Source organism: Brachybacterium sp. EE-P12, from assembly GCF_003711805.1.
Classification (GTDB): domain Bacteria; phylum Actinomycetota; class Actinomycetes; order Actinomycetales; family Dermabacteraceae; genus Brachybacterium.
Map to the genome: position 1 here is coordinate 155,097 of NZ_QXCP01000001.1, position 19,477 is coordinate 174,573.

Below are 19,477 nucleotides of genomic sequence, written 5' to 3' on the forward strand. Positions count from 1 at the left end.
TCCTTCGTCGCTCGCGCGGCGCGGGCCGACGGCATTCGCCGCGTCGACCCTCCCTGCACCACTTTGATCTAGGCCAAAAGGTAGCACGGGGTCGGGCGAGCGTCTCCAGGCGTCCGCGGGCGGGAGGGGCGGGGTGCGGCGGGTGGATTCGGGGAGGTGCCCACGGTGGCATTGCGAGAGGCGGCGCTCTGCGAGGAGCGAGGGGCGTATACGGGGGTGGATGCGGGCTGAGCGCCACCGGATGCACTCGCCGCTCCGCGGGGGGCTTCGCCCTACACTCGGCCACGTGGAGACCCCCTCGACCGTGCAGATCAGCGGCACCACCGCCGCGGAGATCGCGGACAGCGTGCGCGCCCTCGTCGAGCGCGGCGAGCTCGGCCCCGGCGACCTGCTCCCGCCGGTGCGCACCCTCGCCGAACGGCTCGGCGTCAACCGCAACACGGCCGTCGCCGCCTACCGCCGCCTCGCCCGCGACGGCGCCGTCGTCGCGCAGGGCCGTGCCGGGACCCGCATCGCCGGCCGGCAGCAGACGGCGCAGGAGGGCTTCGCCGCCGCGGACGCCCTCGCAGGACTCCGCTCCGACACCCCTGCGGGGATGCTCGGCGATCTCGGCAGCGGCAACCCCGATCCTGCCCTCATCCCCGACCTCGCGCCCGCGCTCGCCGGCGCCGTCGGCCGGCCCGTGCTCTACGGCGAACCGGTCATCGATCCCGGCTTCGAGGCCTGGGCACGGGACTGGGTCGCGCCCGATGTGCCCACCGGCACCGCCGCGGATCTCACGCTGACCAGCGGCGCCGTCGACGCGATCGAGCGCCTCCTCGCCCAGGCCCTCGTGCGCGACGACGCCGTGGCGCTGGAGGACCCGTGCTTCCTGGCGAGCATCCAGACCGTCCGCCATGCCGGCTACCGGACCCTGCCCGTCCCCGTCGACGACGAGGGCATGACCGCCGGCGGGCTCCGCGCCGCGCTCGAGGCCGGGGCCCGCGCCGTCGTGCTCACGCCGCGGGCCCAGAACCCCACCGGAGCCTCCCTGAGCGCCCGCCGTGCGGAGGAGCTGCGTGCCGTGCTCGCCGAGCACCCCTATGTCCTCGTCGTCCTCGACGACTACTACTCCTTCCTCTCGCGCCGGCCCTTCCGCTCCCCGCTGCCGCCCGGGCACCGCCGCTGGGCGCTCGTGCGCTCGGTCTCGAAGTTCCTCGGCCCGGACCTGTGCCTCGCCGTCCTCGCGACCGACCCCGAGACCGCCGGGCGGCTCGCGCTGCGGCTCAGCTCCGGCACCACCTGGGTCAGCCACCTTCTGCAGCGCCTCGCCCACGGGGTGCTCGCGGATGAGGCGGCACGTGCCCGGATCGAGCAGGCCGCAGCGCACTACGCCGCACGGAACGCCGAGGTCGCCGCGCTGCTCGCCGCGCGGGGGCTCGACGCCCCGGCGGCCGACGGGATGAGCCTGTGGGTGCCGCTGCCCCGCCCCGCGACGGAAGTCGCGGCGGCCCTCGCGCGGCGGGGCTGGCTCGTGCGCACCGGGGACGAGTTCCGCCTCGCGCCGGAGGGCGAGCCCTCACGGCACCTGCGGGTGACCGCACACGGACTGACGGGCGAGGACGCGGAGCGGCTCGCGGACGATCTCCTCGCGGCGATCGCAGAGGTCTGCTGAGCCGGCCGTGCGGAGCAGGGCGAGGGCTGGGTGCGTGTCCCGGCGAGGCGGGTGCCGGATCTTCCCGCTGCCGCGCGGCATGGCTCCCCTTGACTCCGCGGGCAAGTCGGGGAAGGCTTTCCGAAAGCCGCTTTCATAAACTCGAGCCGCTCCCCCGAACGGCCCCGGAAGGTAGACCATGACATCGACGTCACCCCCCGCCGCCCTGCGCGTCGGCATCGTCGGCACCGGCGGGATCTCCCGCGCCCACCTGCCCGGATGGCGCGAGATCGGCGCCGAGCTGCACTGCCACAGCCACGAGGGCGCCGAGGACTTCGCCGCCTCCTCCGGCGCCGTCGTGCACGGGACACTCGAGGAGCTGCTGGCCGCGGTCGACGTCGTCGACGTCTGCACCCCCACCCCGTCCCACCCCGAGGTCGTCCGCGCGGCGCTGGAGGCGGGCCGGGACGTCGTGTGCGAGAAGCCGCTCGCGCTGGATCCCGAGGTCGCGCGCGAGCTCGCGGCGCACGCCGAGCGCGTCGGCCGCCGCCTCTTCCCCGCGCACGTCGTGCGCTTCTTCCCGCAGTACGAGGCGGCGGAGCGGGCGCTCGACGCGGGCGCGATCGGCACCCCCGCCGTGCTGCGCTTCGAGCGCACCGGCTCCCTGCCGGACCGCTCCTGGTACGCCGACGAGTCGCTCTCCGGCGGCATCGTGATGGACCAGATGATCCACGACATCGACCAGGCCCTGTGGCTGGCCGGACCGGTCGAGCGGGTCTTCGCCCAGCAGTCGATCGCCGCCTCCGATTCCGCGGTCCGCACCGCGCACGTCGTGCTGACCCACGCCTCCGGCGCGCTCAGCCACTGCCGCGGCTTCTGGGGCCCGACCGGCACCGCCTTCCGCTACACCTTCGACCTCGCCGGCGACGGCGGACGCCTGCAGTACGACAGCGCCGGCGACCCCGGGATCATGTTCGACGCCGTCGCCTCCCACCGCCAGGCCTCCGGCGCCGGCTTCCTGCCCGACGTCTCCACCCTCCGCGACCCCTACGCCGCCGAGCTCGTCGAGTTCATCGCCGCCCGCGCCGACGGCTCCGACGCCCGCGTCACCCCGGCCGACGGCGTCCGCGCCGTGGAGGTCGCCTCCGCCGCCCTCGAATCCCTGCGCACCGGACGGAGCATCGCATGCTGACCGCACACGACCAGGACCCCGCCGCACCCTCGGCCGCGGCCCCGCTGAGGATCGCGCTGATGAGCTGCGCGCACACCCACGCAGCCGCCTACGCCGCCCAGCTCGCCCCCCGCGGCGACGTCGAGCTCGTCGTCGCCGACCCCGACGGCTTCGGGGACCTCCACAGGGCGCGCGTGGTGGGAAGCTACGAGGAGGCCTGGAACACCTGGCCGGGCGGCCCCGACGCCATCATCGTCACCAGCGCCAACGCCCATCACCGCGATCTCGTGCTCGAGGCGGCGCGCCGCGGCGTGCACGTGCTGTGCGAGAAGCCGCTGGCCACCACGGTCGCGGACGCCGAGGCGATGGTCGCCGTCTGCCGCGAGGCCGGCGTGGTGCTCATGACCGCCTTCCCCGTCCACTTCTCGCCCGCCGTCCAGGCGCTGCGCACCGCCGTCGCGGACGGCACCCTCGGCGAGGTCATCGGCCTGACCGGCACGAACAACGGCAAGCTCCCCGCCGGCCGCGACTGGTTCACCGACGTCGAGCTCGCCGGCGGCGGCTCCCTCGTGGACCACACCGTGCACATCGCCGAGATCCTCGACTCCGCCTTCGGCGCCCCCGCCACCGTCCACGCCGTCTCCAACCGGATCCTGTACGCCGACCGGGCAGGAGAGGGCGCCGAGACCGGCGGCCTGGTCACGCTCACCTACGACTCGGGCCTGGTCGCCACCATCGACTGCTCCTGGTCGCAGTCGGCCGACGCCCCCACCTGGGGCGGGCTGCGCCTCCAGGCCGTCGGCACCGGCGGCCAGCTCCAGATCGACGCCTTCGCCCAGCACGTGGGCGGGCCCGGGACGTGGCTGCCCTACGGCACCGACCTCGACGCTCTGCTGCTCGACGCGTTCCTTGACGCCGTGCGCGCGGGGGAGGCGGCTCCGCCGACGGGCGAGGTGGGGCTGCGGACCGTGCGCGTCGTCGCCGCCGCGCAGGAGTCGGTGCGCACGGGCCAGCCGGTCCCGCTCGGCTGACGCAGGCGGCGGGGCCGGCGCGGGCGGCGGGGCCGCATCGCCTCTCGATCTCCTCCGATCCCCGCTCGATCCCCTCCGATCCCCGCTCGATCCCCTCCGACCCCGCTCGATCCCCTCCGACCCCGCTCGATCCCCTCCGACCCCGCTCGATCCCATGAGAAGTGCTGGAATGGCGGGTCTTTCCGACACTTCTCACGGGGTGGTCGGGCCGGGATGGGGTGGTCGGGCCGGGACGGGGTGGTGGGGCAGGGATGGGGTGGCCGGGCCGGCCGGGACGGCGCGAGCTCGCTCATCCCTCCAGGTCGCGCTCGAGCACCGGGGCGAGGCGGAAGGGGATCAGCTCGCCCATCGCGAGCGAGGTGTCGGTGCGGATCACGCCCTCGCAGCCCAGGATCAGCTTGTTCACCCGGTAGAGGTCGTCGGTGTCGCGGCACACGCAGCGCACCAGGATGTCGTTCAGTCCGCTGAGCCCGTGCACCTGGACCACCTCGGGGATCTCCCGCAGCTGCGCGATCACGTGCTCGAGGCGCGGCTGATCCACCTGCGTCTCCATGAAGGCGGTCAGCGGATAGCCGAGGGAGGCGGCGTGCAGGCGCCGGTCGTAGCCCTGCAGGGCCTGCCCCGCCTCGAGCGCGGCCAGGCGCGCCTGGATCGTGTTGCGGCTCATCCCGAGGGACTGCGCGAGGGAGACGATCGTGGCCCGCGGGTTCTCCGTCATGGCCAGGAGGATGCGTCGGTCGGTGTCATCGACGGTGTGCATATTGCGTGATCCTACGCGTGCGTAGCCACGAGTCCAGAGCATTCTGCACTCTTTTGTGGAGAGTGATTGTTCGGCATGCACTCCCGGCGTAGCGTGGATCGGGACGAAGACGTCCCCTCGGCGCCCACCCCTGCGCCACCCCGGCACCCACCCGGTGCCACGGATCTTGGAGGTCCGCATGTCGACGACGATGTCCGCCGGCTCCACCCGGTCACCCCGGGACGAGCACCACGACCCCGCCCCGTCAGATCCCGCCGCGCCCCGTGGCGCCGCCGCGCCCCACCCCGCTGCGGCGCGCTCCGCCGGGCCCCGCTCCGCTGCGCCCGACCCCGCGGAGCCCGACCCCGCCCCGTCGCACCCCGACCTGGCCGGCGCCGTCGACCAGCCTCTGCAGGTCCTCGCTGTGGACGGCACCCGCCGTCCCGAGGCCCAGCTGGACCCCTGCCTGCGCGATGTCGACGAGGCGCAGCTGGCGGCGCTGTTCCTCGACATGTCCGTGATCCGGGCGCTGGACGACGAGGCCGTCGCGCTGCAGCGCCAGGGCGAGCTCGGGCTGTGGCCGCCGCTGCGCGGGCAGGAGGCCGCGCAGATCGGACTCGCCCGCGCACTGCCGGAGAGGGACTTCTTCTTCACCTCGTACCGCGAGAACGGTGTGGCCTGGTGCCGGGGCGTCGAGCCCGCCGAGATGCTCAGCGTCTGGCGCGGCACGACCCTGTCCGGCTGGGACCCCTTCGCGCGCCGCATGGCCACCCCGCAGGTGATCATCGGTGCGCAGACCCACCACGCCGTCGGCTACGCCATGGCGATGGCCGCCCGTGGTCAGGAGGACATCGCGATCGCCTGCTTCGGCGACGGGGCGATGAGCCAGGGGGACGTCAGCGAGGCGATGGTCTTCGCCGCCTCCTTCCGCGCTCCGGTGCTGTTCTTCTGCCAGAACAACCACTACGCGATCTCCGAGCCGGTGGCGCTGCAGTCCACCGTGCCGCTGTCCCATCGTCCGCTCGGCTTCGGCATCCCCTCCCTGCGTGTGGACGGCAACGACGTGCTCGCCGTGCGCGCGGCGACGCGCCTGGCCGCGGAGCGGATCCGCTCCGGCGCCGGCCCGATGTTCCTCGAGGCCGTCACCTACCGGCTCGGCCCGCACACCACCAGCGACGACCCCACCCGCTATCGCGACGAGACCGAGCTCGAGCGCTGGCGCGAGCGCGACCCGATCCTGCGCCTGGACCGCCATCTCGAGCGGCTCGGCGCCCCCGTCGCGCAGCTGCGCACCGAGGCCGACGAGCGCGGCCGGGAGGCGGCCGACGCCCTCCGCGACGCAGTCGCTGCCCTGCCCGTCCCCGCCCCGGAGGCGCTCTTCGAGCACGTGCTGACCAGCGAGCATCCGGGTCTGGCGCGCCAGCGCGAGCAGCTCACGGCCCTCGAGGCCTCGCTCGCCCCCGCCGGGAGCGCGTCATGACGACCATGACCATGGCCGCCGCGCTGAACGCCGCGCTCGCCGACGCCCTCGCCGCGGACGAGGACGTGCTGCTGATCGGCGAGGACATCGGCACCCTCGGCGGGGTCTTCCGCATCACCGACGGCCTGCAGGACCGCTTCGGCGCCGAGCGCGTGATCGACGCGCCGCTGGCCGAGTCCGGGATCGTCGGCACCTCCGTCGGCATGGCCTATGCAGGCCGGCGCCCGGTGTGCGAGATCCAGTTCGACGGCTTCGTGTTCCCGGCCTTCGACCAGCTCGTCGCCCAGGTCGCGCGCCTGCACTATCGCACCGGCGGGCGGGTGCGGATGCCGCTGGTGATCCGGATCCCCTTCGGCGGCGGGATCGGCGCGGTCGAGCACCACTCCGAGTCCCCGGAGGCGTTCTTCGCCCACACCCCCGGCCTGCGCGTGGTCACCGTCGCCGACCCCCAGGACGCCTGCTCGACGATGCGCGCCGCGATCGCCTGCGACGACCCCGTCATCCTCCTCGAGCCCAAGCGCCGCTACTGGGGCAAGGGCGAGGTCGACACGTCCCTCACCGCCGATCTGGACTCCGCCCGCGTGCTGCGCCGCGGCCGCGACGCGACCCTCGTCGCCTACGGCCCGCTCGTGGTCACCGCGCTCGAGGCGGCTGCGGCGGCGGAGGACGACGGCATCGACCTCGAGGTGATCGATCTGCGCTCGCTCGCGCCGCTGGACCGCGACACGGTCGCCGCGAGCGTGCGACGCACCGGGCGGCTGGTCGTCGCCCACGAGGCGTCCGGCACCGTCTCCCTCTCCTCCGAGGTGATCACCTGCGTGATCGAGGACTGCTTCGAGCACCTCGAGGCCGCGCCCGAGCGCGTCACCGGCTATGACGTCCCCTACCCGCCGGCGGCGCTCGAGGACCACCACCTGCCCGGCATCGACCGGATCCTGGACGCGGTGGACCGCACGCTCGGCCGCCGCAGCTCGCGAGAGGCGGCGTGATGAGCGACTTCCTGCTCCCTGATCTCGGTGAGGGCCTCACCGAGGCGACGATCGTGGCCTGGCACGTCGCCGTCGGCGACGAGGTCACCCGCAACCAGGCGCTCGCCGAGGTCGAGACCGCCAAGGCCCTGGTCGAGCTGCCCAGCCCGCGCGCCGGACGGATCAGCGCCCTGCACGCCGCGGAGGGGGAGACCCTCGGCGTCGGCGCGCCACTGGTCGGCTTCGCGGAGGCGGACGCCGCAGACGCGGAAGCGGACGCCGGGCCGGGCGCGGCGCCGGCAGAGGCGGCCTCGCCGGAGCCGGAGCAGGAGCAGGAGCAGGAGCAGGAGCAGGAGGCTGCGTCGGCGGCGGGGGCCGGGGAGGCCCGGCTCGAGCGCCAGCAGGTGCTGGTCGGCTACGGACCCGTCCTGCCCGGCACCGGTCGTCCCCGCCGACGCGCGCGCACCTTCCCCACCACCCCCTACGAGCGCCCCGCCTCGGCGACCGGCGACGGTCCGACGCCCCGGGCGATGCCGCCCGTGCGGCGACGGGCCCGCGACCTGGGGATCGACCTCGACGCCGTGCACGGCAGCGGTCCCGGCGGACGGATCCTGCGGGCCGACGTCGAGGCGCACGCCCACGGCGGCGGCACGGCCGGCCGGCGCGACACCGGGGCTCGCGGCTCCCGCCACGTGCCCGTGACCGGGCTGCGCAAGCAGACCGCGCGGGCGATGACCGAGTCCGCGTTCACCGCCCCGCACGCCTCCGTGCACGTCACGATCGACGTCACCGACACCCTCGAGCTGCTGGACCGCGACGGACGCGCGGAGCACCGCACCTCCTTCCTCGCCGCAGTGTGCCGGGCGATCCTCCCCGCCGCCGCACGCACCCCCGCGGCGAACGCCCGCTACGACGCCGAGACCGGCCGGATCGAGGTGTTCGACGAGGTCAGGCTCGGGATCGCGGTCGCCACGGAGCGGGGCCTGCTCGTCGCGACCCTGCCACGTGCCGGCGGCACCCCGACCGCTGCCACGCCGTCCGGCGCGACCGCGCCCGGCACAGCCCAGGGCCCCGCCCTCACCGCCGCGATCGCCGAGACCGCCGCCCGGGCCAGAGAGGGCGCCCTCAGCCCCGAGGAGCTGACCGGCTCCACCCTCACCGTCACCAACGTCGGCGTGTTCGGCGTCCACGGCGGCACCCCGATCCTCAACCCCGGCCAGTCCACGATCCTCGCCCTCGGGGCGCTGCGCACCCAGCCCTGGGAACACCGCGGCGGGATCGCGCTGCGCACCGTCGTCACGCTGACCCTCTCCTTCGACCACCGCGTGCTCGACGGCGCCGAGGCCTCCGCCTTCCTGATGGACATCGCCGAGACCCTCGCCGACCCCGCGACCCTGCTGGTGCGGTGAGGGCCGTGGAACAGCTGCGCACCGCCGTCGACCCCGCCTCGCCCACCGCGATCGCCCGCGCCGAGGCGATGGACGCCCTGGTCGCCGAGCTGCGGGAGCGTCTCGCCGCCGCGTCCCGGGGCGGGAGCGAACAGGCGCGGGCGAAGCACCGTGCCCGCGGGAAGCTCCTGGCGCGCGAACGGATCGACCGCCTGCTCGATCCCGGCAGCCCCTTCCTCGAGATCGCCCCACTGGCCGCCGAGGGGATGTACGACCGGGCCGCGCCGAGCGCCGGGGTGATCGCCGGGATCGGGATGATCCACGGCCGCCACTGCCTCGTCCTCGCCAACGACGCGACCGTCAAGGGCGGCACCTACTTCCCGATGACCGTGAAGAAGCACCTGCGCGCCCAGGAGATCGCCGCCGAGAACCACCTGCCCTGCCTCTACCTCGTCGACTCGGGCGGCGCGTATCTGCCGATGCAGGACGAGGTCTTCCCCGACCGCGACCACTTCGGCCGGATCTTCTACCACCAGGCCCGGATGAGCGGCGAGGGGATCGCGCAGCTCTCCGCGGTGATGGGCTCCTCCACCGCGGGAGGCGCCTACGTGCCCGCCATGAGCGACCAGACCGTCATCGTCCGTGACCAGGGCACGATCTTCCTGGGCGGGCCGCCGCTGGTGAAGGCCGCCACCGGCGAGGAGGTCAGCGCCGAGGAGCTCGGCGGCGGCGCGATGCACACCGAGGTCTCCGGCGTCGCCGACCGCCTCGCCGAGGACGACGAGCACGCCCTGGCGATCCTCCGCGACATCGTCGCGACCCTGCCGCCGCCCCCGCCGTCGTCGGCCGACGGGCGCGAGCGCGCCCACCCGCCGGAGCCCGCCGTCGACCCCGCGACCATGGGCGCCGCCGTCCCGTCGGACCTCGCCACCCCCTATGACGTGCGCGAGGTGATCGCCCGGATCGTCGACGCCGGCGAGCTCTCCGAGTTCAAGCCCGCCTACGGCACCACCCTGGTCACCGGCTTCGCCCGGATCCACGGCCACCGCGTGGGGATCGTCGCGAACGACGGGGTGCTGTTCAGCGAGTCCGCGCTCAAGGGCGCCCACTTCGTCCAGCTGTGCGACCAGCGCGAGATCCCGCTCGTGTTCCTCCAGAACATCGCCGGGTTCATGGTGGGCGCCGAGTACGAGCGCGGCGGCATCGCGAAGGACGGCGCGAAGATGGTCACCGCCGTCGCCTGCGCCCGCGTCCCCAAGCTCACCGTCGTGATCGGCGGCTCCTTCGGCGCGGGCACCTACTCGATGTGCGGGCGCGCCTACTCGCCGCGCTTCCTGTGGCTGTGGCCGAACGCGCGCGTGTCCGTGATGGGCGGGCCGCAGGCCGCGGCCGTGCTCGCCACGGTGCGCCGCGACCGGATCGAGGCCGCCGGCGGCACCTGGAGCGACGAGGAGGAGGCCGCGTTCCGTCGGCCGATCGAGGAGGACTACGACCGCCAGGGCAGCCCGTACTACTCCACCGCCCGGCTCTGGGACGACGGGGTCATCGAACCCGCCGAGACCCGCACCGTCCTGGGCCTCGCCCTCGACGTCGTCACCCGCACCCCGCTGCCCCCGCTGCGCCGCGGCGTGCTGAGGATGTGAGGCGACGATGAGCCTCCACAGCGTCCTGATCGCCAACCGCGGCGAGATCGCCCTGCGCATCCTCCGCAGCGTGCGTGCGCTCGGCCTCGCCGGCGTCGCCGTCCACACCGCCGAGGACTCGGCGTCCCCGCACGTCGCCGCCGCCGACGCCGCCGTGCGGATCGACTCCTATCTCGACCTCGACCAGGTCCTCGCCGCCGCCCGCACGAGCGGGGCCGACGCGATCCACCCCGGCTACGGCTTCCTCTCCGAGAACGCGGAGCTCGCCCGCGCCTGCGCCGTCGCGGGGATCGTGTTCGTGGGCCCGCCCGCCGAGGCGATCGCGACCATGGGCGACAAGATCACCGCGCGCGAGACCGTCTCCGCGCGCGGCGTGCCCGTCGTGCCCGGACTGGCCGCCCCCGGGCTGGACGATGCGGCGCTGCTCGCCGGCGCCGCCGAGATCGGGGCCCCGCTGCTGGTCAAGCCCGCCGCGGGCGGGGGCGGCAAGGGCATGCACCGCATCGAGGACCTCGCCGCGCTGCCCGCCGCGCTCGTCACCGCCCGGCGCGAGGCCGCCGGCGCCTTCGGCGACGACACCCTCTTCCTCGAGCGCTGGATCACCGCGCCCCGCCACCTCGAGGTGCAGATCCTCGCCGACGCGCACGGGCATGTCATCCATCTCGGGGAGCGGGAGTGCTCCCTGCAGCGCCGCCACCAGAAGGTCATCGAGGAGGCGCCGAGCCCCAGCCTCACCCCCGCCCAGCGCGAGCACCTCGGCACGATCGCGATCGAGGCGGCGCGGGCGGTGGACTACGTCGGCGCGGGCACCGTCGAGTTCATCCTCGACGCCCACGCCCCCGACGAGCCGTTCTTCCTCGAGATGAACACGCGCCTGCAGGTCGAGCACGCCGTCACCGAGGCGGTGACCGGCATCGACCTCGTCGCCGCGCAGCTGCGCATCGCTGCGGGGGAGCCGCTCGACCTCTCGCAGGAGGACGTGCAGGTCAGCGGCCATGCGGTCGAGGCCCGGGTCTACGCCGAGGATCCGGATGCGGGATTCCTGCCCACCGGCGGGACCGTGCTCGACCTCGCCCTGCCCGCCGGGGCGCGCGTGGACCACGCCCTCGCGAAGGGGCTCGAGATCTCCGCGTCCTACGACCCGATGCTCGCCAAGGTCATCGCCCACGCCGACACTCGCGAGCAGGCCCTCGCCGCGCTGGACCGGGCGCTCGCGGGCACGCACGTGCTCGGCGTGGTCACCAACACCGCCTTCCTCCGCGCCCTGCTCGCCCTGCCCGAGCTGGGGGAGGGGCGCCTGGACACGGGCCTGATCGAGCGGAGCATGGACGCGCTGCGCCGCCCGCCGGTCACCGCCCGGGCCCTCGCCGTGGCCGCGCTCGTGCACCGCGCCCACCTCGACGACGCCCGCCCCGCCGGGCTCTGGCACCGCCCCTCCGGCTGGCGCCTCGGCGCCGACGCCCCGTTCGCGGTGCGCTTCGCCGTGGCCGACGGGGGCGCGGCCGGCGCCGGGGCGGTCACCGTGACCCTGACCGGCCCGTCCACGCAGGCCACAGCGCGGATCGGAGAGACGGAGCTGCACCTCGGCCTGCACCCCGGGACCGTCACGGTCGACGGGGTGCGCCTGCCGCTTCGTCATCACACGACGGAGGACGCGGTGTGGATCGGGCTGCCCGGGGAGGACCGCGAGCTCGTGCTGCACCGTCCCGATCGCACCGGCTCCCGCCGCGCGAGCGCCCCGACCCTCGCCTCGCCGATGCCGGGCGCGGTCACCGCCGTGCTCGTCGCCGACGGGGAACGAGTCACCGAGGGGCAGCCGGTGCTCGTCGTCGAGGCGATGAAGATGGAGCACACCCTGCACGCGCCGAGCGCCGGCACCGTCCGCCTGCACGCCGGCGCAGGTCAGCGCGTCACCCGCGGACAGCAGCTCGCGCAGGTGCTCGCCGAGGAGGCGCCGCTATGACCCATGACCCCCGGCCCCGGATCGTGCAGCGCGGCCTGTACGCCGAGGAGCTGCAGATCGGGGTGGTCTACGCGCACCGCCCCGGCCGCACCCTCACCGAGGCGGACAACGTCCACTTCACCACGATGACCATGAACCCGCAGGCACTCCACCTCGACGCGGCCTGGGCGGAGGGCACCGAGTTCGGGGAGCGCCTGGTGAACTCGATGCTCACCCTCGCCACCGTCGTCGGCGCCTCGGTCGCCCAGCTCACCCAGGGCACGCTGGTGGCGAACCTCGGCTTCTCCGAGATCAGCTTCCCCCGCCCCCTCCGCCACGGCGACACCCTCTACTCCGAGACCGAGGTCCTCGCCGTGCGCCCCTCCCGCTCCCGGCCCGGCCAGTCCGTCGTCTCCCTCGTCCACACCGGCCGGAACCAGCACGGTGACGTCGTGGTCCGCGCCGCCCGCTCCACTCTCATGCACACCCGGGAGGAGACATGACCGCGTACGAGCCGCTGCCGCTGGGGCCCGCCCTGCTGTTCTGCCCCGGCGACCGCCCCGACCGCTTCGCGAAGGCCGCCGCCCGTGCCGACGCCGTGATCCTCGACCTCGAGGACGCCGTCTCCCCAGGTCGCAAGCAGGCCGCGCGAGAGGCCGTCGCCGCGCACGAGCTCGACCCCGCCCGCACGATCGTGCGCGTGAACCCGCCCGGCGCCGCCGACTTCACCACCGACGTGGACGCCCTCGCCTCCCTGCGCCCCCGCTGGGTGATGCTCCCCAAGGCGGGCGCGACCGCCGAGGTGGGACGCCTGGTCGCGGCGCTGCCGAGCGCGAAGGTGATCGTGCTGTGCGAGACCGCGCGCGGCATCCTCGCCGCGCCCGCGCTCGCCGCCCACCCGGATGTCGCCGCCCTCATGTGGGGCGGGGAGGACCTCGTCGCCGACCTCGGCGGCATCTCCTCGCGCGGCGCCGACGGCGGCTACCGCGAGGTGGTGCGCCATGCCCGATCGGCCGTGCTGCTCGCCGCCCGCGCCCACGGTCGCTCGGCGATCGACGCCGTCCACCTGGACCTCGAGGACCACGACGGCCTGCGCGCCGAAGCGGCCGACGCCGCCGCGAGCGGCTTCACCGCGACCGCCTGCCTGCACCCCGACCAGGTCCCCGTCGTCCGCGCCGCCTACGCGCCGCAGCCCGAGGAGCTCGAGCGCGCCCGGGCGCTGCTCGCGGCCGCCGAGGAGGCCGGCCCCGGAGTGTTCGCCCACGAGGGCCGCATGGTCGACGGGCCCCTGCTGCGCCACGCCCGCACCCTGCTCGCCCGCGCCGCCGCCGACCCCACGCCCGCCGCCGACCCCGCACCCGCCGTCCGGCCCGAGAAGGAGACCCTCCGATGAGCGCCACGCTGACCCCCGCCCCTCCCGCCGGCACCGAGATGCTCCCCGAGGAGCACCAGCGCCTGGCCGCGCAGGTGCGCGACTTCGCCGACGAGGTCGTCGCCCCCGCCAGCTACGAGTACGACACCGCCCGGCGCCTGCCCATGGAGATCATCGCCGAGATGGGGAGGATGGGCCTGTTCGGCCTCCCCATCCCGCGCGAGTACGACGGGCAGGGACGCGACTACCTCTCCCTCTGCATCGCCGTCGAGCAGCTCGCGCGCGTGGACCAGTCGATCGCCGTGACCCTCGAGGCCGGGCTCGGCCTCGGCGCCATGCCGATCCTCTCCTACGGCACCCGCGCCCAGAAGGAGCGCCACCTGCCCGCCCTCGCCCGCGGGGAGGAGCTCGCCGCCTTCGGCCTCACCGAGGCGGAGGCCGGCTCCGATGCGGGCGCCACCCGCACCACCGCACGGCGCGAGGACGGACAGTGGGTGATCGACGGGTCCAAGCAGTTCATCACCAACTCCGGCACCCCCATCACCTCGCTCGTCACCATCACCGCCGTCACCGGTCGGCGGGAGTCGGCCGACGGACGGTCCGTCCCGGAGCTCTCCAGCATCATCGTCCCCGCCGGCACGCCGGGCCTGACCGTCCTGCCGAGCTACGACAAGGTCGGCTGGCACACCTCGGACACCCACCCCCTCCTGCTCGAGGACGTGCGTGTGCCCGAGGAGAACCTGCTCGGCGAGCAGGGACGCGGCTTCGCGAACTTCCTGGCGAGCCTCGACCAGGGCCGGGTCGCGATCGCGGCGCTGTGCGTCGGCGCGGCGCAGGGCTGCCTCGAGCAGGCCGTCCAGCGCGCGAGGAGCCGGATCGTGTTCGACAAGCCGCTCGGCGAGCACCAGCACATCGCCTTCACCCTCGCTCGGATGCAGGCCCGCGTCGCCTCCGCCCGTGCGCTCATGCACGAGGCCGCGCGCCGCCTCGACGCCGGCATCCCCTTCTCGCAGGAGGCCTCGATCGCGAAGCTCGTGGGCAGCCACGCCGCCGCGGACAATGCCCGTGACGCGTGCCAGATCTGGGGCGGCTACGGCTTCCTCAACGAGAACGTCGTCGCCCGCCATTACCGCGACTCGCGCGTGCTGCAGGTGGGGGAGGGCACCGACGAGGTCCAGCTCGGCATCATCGCCCGGCACCTCGGCTTCCCGGGAGCGCTCGCGGGGTGAGGTGACGGGCGGAGGCGGGGAGGTGCTCCTGACGCCTGGAGCCGCGCAGGGCGCACCAGGAAGGGACTTCCTCCCGGCGATCGCGCTCCCTAGCGTGGAGGACACGGACGGCGCCGGATCTCCTCCGGGACCGACGCCCTGCCTGCCCTCGACCGCACGACGGAAGGACCCCTCATGAGCACCGGCGCCGCAGCGCGAGGACGGGCGTCCCGGCTGATCGCGCCCCTCGCCGTGACGGTCCTGCTGACCGGCTGCACCGCGGGGCCCGATCCATCGCCGACGGGAGACGCCGCCGAGCCGACGGCCTCCACGGCGCCTGCGGGGAGCGTCGGGGTCAGCACCCTCGCCACCGGGCTCGAGGCCCCGTGGTCGCTCGCCGTCCTCGACGGGACCACGCTGGTGAGCGAGCGGGACTCCGGCCGGATCCTCGAGCTCGACGCAGAGGGCGGACAGCGCGAGGTCGGCACGATCGACGGCGTGCGGGCCCGGGGCGAGGGCGGCCTGCTCGGCATCGCCGTCCACGACGGCCACCTGTACGCCTGTTCCACCGGCGCCGACGAGAACCGCCTCCAGCGCCTCGAGCTGACCGGCGAGCCCGGCTCCCACGGCCTGGGCGAGGCGGAGACGCTCCTGGACGGCATCGAGGCGGCGAGCGTCCACAACGGCGGCCGGATCGCGTTCGGGCCCGACGGGATGCTGTACGTGACCGTGGGAGATGCGGGGAACGCCGCGGCGGCCCAGCACCGGGACTCGCTGCCCGGCACGATCCTGCGCCTGACCCCGGACGGCGACATCCCCTCCGACAACCCGTTCGACGGCTCGCCGGTCTACAGCTACGGGCACCGCAACCCGCAGGGCCTGGCCTGGGACGAGGACGGCACCCTGTACGCGAGCGAGTTCGGGCAGGACACCTGGGACGAGCTCAACGTCATCGAACCCGGCGGGAACTACGGATGGCCCGAGGTCGAGGGCACGGCGGGCGACGACCGCTTCGTCGACCCGGTGCAGCAGTGGGAGCCGGCCGACGCCAGCCCCAGCGGCATGGCGGCCGCCGACGGCTCGCTCTGGATCGCGAACCTCCGCGGCCAGCGCCTGCGCGAGGTCCCGCTGGGGGACCTCTCCACCTCGGTGGAGCACCTCGTCGGGGAGCACGGACGCCTGCGCGACGTCGCCGTCGGCGAGGACGGCGCCCTGTGGGCCCTGACCAACAACACCGACGGCCGCGGCGACCCCGACCCCGGGGACGACCGCGTCCTCCGGCTCGACGTCCGCTGAGCCGCGCTGAGCCGGAGCTCCACCTCGCGCACAGCCGCGGTCGGCGAGAACAGCAGGCGGACGCATCCGAACTTCCCATAGGATGCCGGAGAGGGCGAGACCGACCGGGTCGGCCCTAGCGAGCGAGGACCGACGCCTCCGGGACGGACGGGGGAGCCCGGCCCGGGCAGAGAGGGGAGTGCCGAGATGGCAGTACGACGGCAGGTGCTGCGCGCCGAGGTCGAGGAGCTGATCCTGCAGCGACTGCTCGAGGCCCGCTGGCCCCCTGGCTCGCGCCTGAGCATCGACGGACTGGCCCGCGACCTCGAGGTCTCCCCGACCCCTGTGCGCGAGGCGATGGTGTCCCTGGAGCGCTCGGGCCTCGTGGAGTACGTGGCGCTGCGCGGCTACGTCGTCGCGCCGATGCTCGATGCCGAGCAGATGACCGAGCTGCTGGACGCCCGCCGCGTGGTCGAGTCCGCGGCGCTCGCCCGTGCCTTCGAGGACGTCGACGCGCTGCTGGCGGATCTCGAGCAGGCGCATGCCGCGCACGGAGACGTGATCGCCCGGATCGAGGCGGCCGGGGAGGTCTCCTACGAGCTGCTGCAGGAGCACTTCCACGCCGACTGGGCCTTCCACCAGACCCTGTTCGACCATGCCGGCAACCGCTACCTCTCCACCATGGTCGAGACGGTCCGCGCCCACACCCACCGCATGCGCCAGACCTGGGTGGGCGGTCCGCCGGCCCTCGACGTCCACGAGGCCTACGCCGAGCACGGCCGGATCCTCGAGAAGGTGCGCTGCCACCACCACGACGGTGCGCTGCGCGCCCTCGTGGAGCACCTCGATGCCGTCCTCGAGCGCTCGCACGCCATCGCGGAGGCCGAGCAGGCGGGCTGACCCCGGCCGATCGTCGTCGGCCGTTCAGCGCTCCGTGGGGGATCCCGTCGACCGCGGCGAGCCCTGCGCGCGCCGCTCGGGGAACTCCGCAGGCTGCTCGGCGAAGCGGGTGCGCAGGAACTCCGAGTGCACGTCCAGCGAGCGGCTCACCGCCGTGACGATCTGGTTCTCGAGCCGGTCCAGCCGCCCGTCCAGCACCGCGAGCTGCTCGTCGATGCGCTGCAGGTTCGCCGCCGCGCGGGCACGGGTGTCCTCCGTCGAGGCCTCCCCGAGGAAGCCGACCGTGCCCTCCAGGGCGCTGACCAGCTCGGGGACGTAGCGCTCGGTCATCCCCTCGAGCAGCATCACGTCGGGGTCCGAGGCGCGGCGGGACTGCAGCGCCGCCGTGCTCAGCAGCGCGTCCACGCGCAGCAGCAGCGTCTCGGCCCGGTCCAGCAGATGCCGCTCCGTGGGCCCATGGACGGTGCGGCGCATGCGGTGGATGCGTCGGCGACCCTGCGTGGAGTCCTTCACGATCTTCTCGAGCATCGCACGGGTCCCGACGGAGACGTCCTCCGCCGTGCGGGCGAGCCGCGCGGGCCGGGGCCGACGGTTGCGCAGCAGGAACCCGCTGCCCCCGCCGACCACCGCGGCGATCCCGAGCGCGGCGAGGAACGGGGTCAGCAGCCCCGCACCGCCCACCAGGCTGCTGACGCCGAGCACCATGAAGCTGGCGATCCCGAACCCGCCGGCGAGCACCACGGGCACGCCGACCGTCAGCCAGCGCCCCCGGCGGCGCCGCACGGAGACCGCGCGCGAGCGGGGAGCGTGCACGGTGCCCTCGAGCGGAGCGGTCCCCGCGGCCCAGGACCCGGGCGCCGGCGGGGCCGGGGCGCGCAGGCCGGGCCGGGCAGACGGGCCGGGGCGTGACGGCATCGCGCCGGGGCGGGACGTGCGCCGCTGCGACGACGGCTTCCGGGTGCTCATGGGGACCGCGGACCTCCCTGTGGACGGAGCTGAGGTCGGCGACGGGGAGGACGCGGCGATCCGCGGTGCGGGAGGGTCGGCCCGCGGGCGGACCCTGGCCGGACCCGGGCGCGGGACCTCGCCGTCGGCGTCCTCCAGGCTATCGTGGCGGTGTGGGCGTCGGCTGGGGGCTGTCCCCCTGATCCCGCGCGGGAGAGCCCGGGGTCCGCTGCGGCGAGAGCGCCGATCGGCCGACGGGTCAGCGGCCCTGGACGGTCCGGGCGTGCAGGTCCCTGACCTCGGCCGAGAGCTCGGGGTCGGGTCCGACGACCGGGATGCCCGGAGCGACCTCCGTGACCCGCAGCGGTGCGACGGGCCCGGGGGCGACCCCGAGCTCGCGCTGCCACCGGATCAGCTGCGGGGTGCTCGAGGCGTAGACGATCCGGTCCAGCCCCACCCAGGCATGCGCGGCCGCGCACATCGGGCAGTGCTCGCCCGAGGTGTAGACGGTCGCCACCGCCCGCTCCTCGGGCGTGAGGTGAGCGGCCGCCCAGCGGGCGATCTCGAACTCGGGATGGCGGGTGCTGTCCCCGCCCCTGATGCGGTTGCGGTCGGCGAAGCGCTCGCGGCCGTCGGCGTCCACGAGCACCGAGCCGAAGGGCGCATCGCCCGCCGCGAGCGCCTCGGCGGCGAGGTCCACGCAGCGGCGCAGATGGCGGCGGTCGTCGGGGCTGAGGGGCGAGGGGGTGTCCATGTCCCCACCACAGCACATCCGGGCCACGCCCGCGAGCGGCCGGGGGCTGCCGATGCGACGCGGATCCGCGCCGCAGGGCGGGCGCGGGGCCCCGCGGGCGGTGCACCGACACGGTGCGGGGCCCTGCGGGCGCAGCGCCGCGGGTCACCCGGTCAGGCGGCGGCGTGCGCAGCGGCGATGCGCAGCAGCTCGAGATACCCCTCGAGCCGCCAGGCGGTGCGGCCGACGAACAGTCCGGTCACGTGCTCGATGCCGAGCAGGTCCGCGGCGTTGTCGAGGTTGACCGAGCCCCCGTACAGGAGCCCCGTGACCTCCCCGGAGTACTGTGCGCCGAGCGCGGCGAAGGGCTCGACGAGCTCCTCGACGACGGCCGGGCGGCCCTTCTCGCCGATCGCCCAGATCGGCTCGTAGGCGATCACGACCCGGGAGAGCTCTTCCGGGCTGAGGCCGTCGAGCGCACCGGCGGCCTGCGCGAGGATGAACTCGCTCGAGCCGCCCGCGTCCTTCACCTCGGCGCTCTCCCCGATGCACAGCAGCGGCGTGAGCCCGTGACGCAGCGCCGCGGCGACCTTGAGCTGCGTGGTCTCCACGGTCTCGCCGAAGTGCTCGCGCCGCTCGGAGTGCCCGATCTCGACGACCTGGGCCCCGGCGTCCTTGGCCTGCGGCACGGAGACCTCACCGGTCCATGCCCCTTCGTCCTCCCAGTGCGCGTTCTGCACACCGAGCAGCACCGGGGAGTCCTCGCCGAGGATCCCCCGCACGGTCGTGGTCGCGGTGAAGGGTGGGATCACGAAGGGCTGCACGCGGGCCGGGGCCTGCCCGTCATGGGTGCTCGCGAGGTGATCGCGCAGGCCCTCGGCCCAGGCACGGCCCTCGGCGAGGGTCTTGGTCATCTTCCAGCTGGTGCCGATCCAGAGGGGGGACATGCTGCTCCTTCGACGATTCGACGATTCGTTCCGTGCGGGGGTGGGGGCGACGAGCCGTTCCGCCCGGCCCGGCCCGGTCAGGTCGGGCCGGTCAGTGCGGCT

At 74.9% G+C, this 19,477-nt stretch carries 17 protein-coding genes; 13 read left to right on the plus strand and 4 right to left on the minus strand.

What is annotated here, in order from left to right; all coding sequences use genetic code 11:
* The first annotated feature begins 286 nt into the window (after nt 1-286).
* The 3 genes from D1648_RS00755 (at nt 287) to D1648_RS00765 (ending at nt 3,835) form a co-directional block, all read left to right on the plus strand.
* Nucleotides 287-1,654, plus strand: a complete 1,368-nt coding sequence (locus D1648_RS00755; RefSeq protein ID WP_241155298.1) for an aminotransferase class I/II-fold pyridoxal phosphate-dependent enzyme — start codon at nt 287-289, stop codon at nt 1,652-1,654.
* 178 nt (nt 1,655-1,832) lie between these two features.
* A complete protein-coding gene (locus D1648_RS00760) occupies nt 1,833-2,825 on the plus strand; it encodes a Gfo/Idh/MocA family protein (protein ID WP_122938890.1) in 993 nt (330 codons plus the stop codon).
* The gene (locus D1648_RS00765; RefSeq protein ID WP_122938891.1) at nt 2,819-3,835 is read left to right on the plus strand and encodes a Gfo/Idh/MocA family protein; all 1,017 of its coding nucleotides are present in this window, start codon (nt 2,819-2,821) and stop codon (nt 3,833-3,835) included. Before D1648_RS00760 ends, D1648_RS00765 begins: the two co-directional genes overlap by 7 nt.
* A 289-nt stretch (nt 3,836-4,124) precedes the next feature.
* On the opposite strand, the gene D1648_RS00770 is transcribed toward D1648_RS00765, so the two are convergent.
* The gene (locus D1648_RS00770; protein WP_122938892.1) at nt 4,125-4,595 is read right to left on the minus strand and encodes an Lrp/AsnC family transcriptional regulator; all 471 of its coding nucleotides are present in this window, start codon (nt 4,593-4,595) and stop codon (nt 4,125-4,127) included.
* Nucleotides 4,596-4,773: 178 nt separating this feature from the next.
* Between D1648_RS00770 and D1648_RS00775 the strand changes: the two genes are divergently transcribed.
* The 10 genes from D1648_RS00775 (at nt 4,774) to D1648_RS00820 (ending at nt 16,750) form a co-directional block, all read left to right on the plus strand.
* On the plus strand, nt 4,774-6,054 hold the full coding sequence (locus tag D1648_RS00775; protein ID WP_122938893.1) for a thiamine pyrophosphate-dependent enzyme: 1,281 nt from the start codon (nt 4,774-4,776) through the stop codon (nt 6,052-6,054).
* Nucleotides 6,051-7,043, plus strand: a complete 993-nt coding sequence (locus tag D1648_RS00780; RefSeq protein ID WP_122938894.1) for an alpha-ketoacid dehydrogenase subunit beta — start codon at nt 6,051-6,053, stop codon at nt 7,041-7,043. The genes D1648_RS00775 and D1648_RS00780 overlap by 4 nt, the downstream gene beginning before the upstream one ends.
* Entirely contained in the window at nt 7,043-8,431 is a 1,389-nt protein-coding gene (locus tag D1648_RS00785; RefSeq protein ID WP_122938895.1) for a dihydrolipoamide acetyltransferase family protein, read from the plus strand. Before D1648_RS00780 ends, D1648_RS00785 begins: the two co-directional genes overlap by 1 nt.
* 5 nt (nt 8,432-8,436) lie before the next feature.
* Nucleotides 8,437-10,053: a carboxyl transferase domain-containing protein gene (locus D1648_RS00790; RefSeq protein ID WP_164518521.1), complete on the plus strand. Its 1,617-nt coding sequence runs from the start codon at nt 8,437-8,439 to the stop codon at nt 10,051-10,053.
* Between the two features lie 7 nt (nt 10,054-10,060).
* On the plus strand, nt 10,061-12,016 hold the full coding sequence (locus tag D1648_RS00795; RefSeq protein WP_122938896.1) for a biotin carboxylase N-terminal domain-containing protein: 1,956 nt from the start codon (nt 10,061-10,063) through the stop codon (nt 12,014-12,016).
* A complete protein-coding gene (locus D1648_RS00800; RefSeq protein ID WP_122938897.1) occupies nt 12,013-12,498 on the plus strand; it encodes a MaoC family dehydratase in 486 nt (161 codons plus the stop codon). Before D1648_RS00795 ends, D1648_RS00800 begins: the two co-directional genes overlap by 4 nt.
* Nucleotides 12,495-13,388, plus strand: coding sequence for a CoA ester lyase (locus tag D1648_RS00805; protein ID WP_122938898.1), 894 nt, complete (start codon nt 12,495-12,497; stop codon nt 13,386-13,388). Before D1648_RS00800 ends, D1648_RS00805 begins: the two co-directional genes overlap by 4 nt.
* Nucleotides 13,385-14,596: an acyl-CoA dehydrogenase family protein gene (locus D1648_RS00810; protein WP_122938899.1), complete on the plus strand. Its 1,212-nt coding sequence runs from the start codon at nt 13,385-13,387 to the stop codon at nt 14,594-14,596. The genes D1648_RS00805 and D1648_RS00810 overlap by 4 nt, the downstream gene beginning before the upstream one ends.
* Nucleotides 14,597-14,770: 174 nt before the next feature.
* Entirely contained in the window at nt 14,771-15,871 is a 1,101-nt protein-coding gene (locus D1648_RS00815) for a sorbosone dehydrogenase family protein (RefSeq protein WP_122938900.1), read from the plus strand.
* A gap of 186 nt (nt 15,872-16,057) precedes the next feature.
* Nucleotides 16,058-16,750 (plus strand): GntR family transcriptional regulator, encoded by a 693-nt coding sequence (locus D1648_RS00820; protein ID WP_122938901.1) that lies wholly within the window; start codon nt 16,058-16,060, stop codon nt 16,748-16,750.
* 24 nt (nt 16,751-16,774) lie between these two features.
* On the opposite strand, the gene D1648_RS00825 is transcribed toward D1648_RS00820, so the two are convergent.
* The 3 genes from D1648_RS00825 to D1648_RS00835 all read right to left on the minus strand — a co-directional run bounded on the left by D1648_RS00825 (nt 16,775) and on the right by D1648_RS00835 (nt 19,375).
* Nucleotides 16,775-17,716, minus strand: coding sequence for a hypothetical protein (locus tag D1648_RS00825; protein ID WP_241155299.1), 942 nt, complete (start codon nt 17,714-17,716; stop codon nt 16,775-16,777).
* 238 nt (nt 17,717-17,954) lie between these two features.
* Complete coding sequence (locus D1648_RS00830; RefSeq protein ID WP_122938902.1) at nt 17,955-18,449, minus strand: nucleoside deaminase; 495 nt, start codon at nt 18,447-18,449, stop codon at nt 17,955-17,957.
* A 152-nt stretch (nt 18,450-18,601) separates the two neighbouring features.
* Nucleotides 18,602-19,375: a triose-phosphate isomerase gene (locus D1648_RS00835; RefSeq protein WP_122938975.1), complete on the minus strand. Its 774-nt coding sequence runs from the start codon at nt 19,373-19,375 to the stop codon at nt 18,602-18,604.
* Nucleotides 19,376-19,477: the final 102 nt, after the last annotated feature.